The sequence below is a fragment of the Paenibacillus sp. B1-35 genome (assembly GCF_050474385.1).
Classification (GTDB): Bacteria; Bacillota; Bacilli; order Paenibacillales; family Paenibacillaceae; genus Paenibacillus_B; species Paenibacillus_B alvei.
Genome location: NZ_JBCHVJ010000028.1, coordinates 1 through 1,217, shown reverse-complemented (window position 1 = coordinate 1,217; position 1,217 = coordinate 1). Strand labels below are relative to the sequence as shown.

Sequence of the window (1,217 nt, the reverse complement as noted above, 5' to 3'; positions counted from 1 at the left end):
TATTAATAAACAGACCGACGATATCTTCGATTCCCCGCACATCGCTTTGCCGTCCGGATGTTACTTTCCCGAATACCACATCTTTTTGTCCGCTGTATGCTTGCAAGACAATTCCCCACGCCGTTTCCACGACATTACTCACCGTCATTCGATGGGCGGATGTCAGTTCTTTTATCCGCAATCTGTCCTCAGGTGTTAAGGTAATCGCCAGGCGCTCCACTTGCTGTTCGCTCGTTTGCGGTGTATACACGGGTTTAATCTCCGCGACTTCTTCATACCCTGTTAATACGTCTGACCAGTAAGACAGCCCTTTTTCTTGATCCTGTTTTTCCAGCCATACGATATAATCTTCGTAGGAGGCCCGATCCTGCTTGTCCTTGATGATTTGCTTCTTTAGATCAGCTGGCAAAGCCCCTTGTTGCAGCGCTTCATAGAGTCGATTAAACTCCCCGTATACCGCCGATAGACACCAACCATCCATAATAATGTGATGGAAATTCCAGATCAATTGATAACAGTCTTTTGACAGGACGACGTGGTGTACACGCAATAACGAGTCTTGTGCGAGGTCAAAGCCTCGCTGAATTTGATCGTGTGCGATCGCTTCCACCATTTCTGCCTGCACTGTTGCTTCTACTCCCGTGAGGTCCGTTCTTTCGTATTCCACTTCCCTCTCTCGGATCACGACTTGTTTGGGCATCGATATATCTTTATGAATAATCGCCGTACGCAGCACTTCGTGTCGTATCGCAAGAAGGTGTAGTGCCTGCTTCACCATGTACTCATCGGCATAGCCTTGCCCTATAAAAATATTCTGATTTCGATAGGCTGTCGATTCGGGTTCGGCGATGCTATGGTATAGCATCCCTTTTTGCAGGGAAGTGAGTCCGTATATTCGCTCGATCTGAGATGCACCACCGACTGCTTGTTGAATGACCGATAAATCCGTTCGGGTTAAATACGCTATCGGGTAGTCAGACGGTGTCTGAACCGTTTCTTTTATCGCGATACAGTGGTCTTTTATATCAAGCAACGCTGCCCGGTATCGTTCACTAAAGGATTGCATCCTCTCACGGGATAGATAGGACCGGTTGTACCCGATCGTCAGCTGCAGCTTTCCATCCATGATGCCCCCGTTGACGATCATCTTGCGAAAGACGGTATTTTCAGCGGCTGATCCCTTGCCCGAACTAAAGAAGTGTAGTTTTTTCCCCTTC

At 47.8% G+C, this 1,217-nt stretch carries 1 protein-coding gene; it reads right to left on the bottom strand.

All coding sequences use genetic code 11. The annotated features are described in order from the left end of the window. The coding region (locus ACQ5BJ_RS26285; protein ID WP_430113435.1) for a condensation domain-containing protein at positions 1 to 1,217 on the bottom strand (1,217 nt) is incomplete at both ends.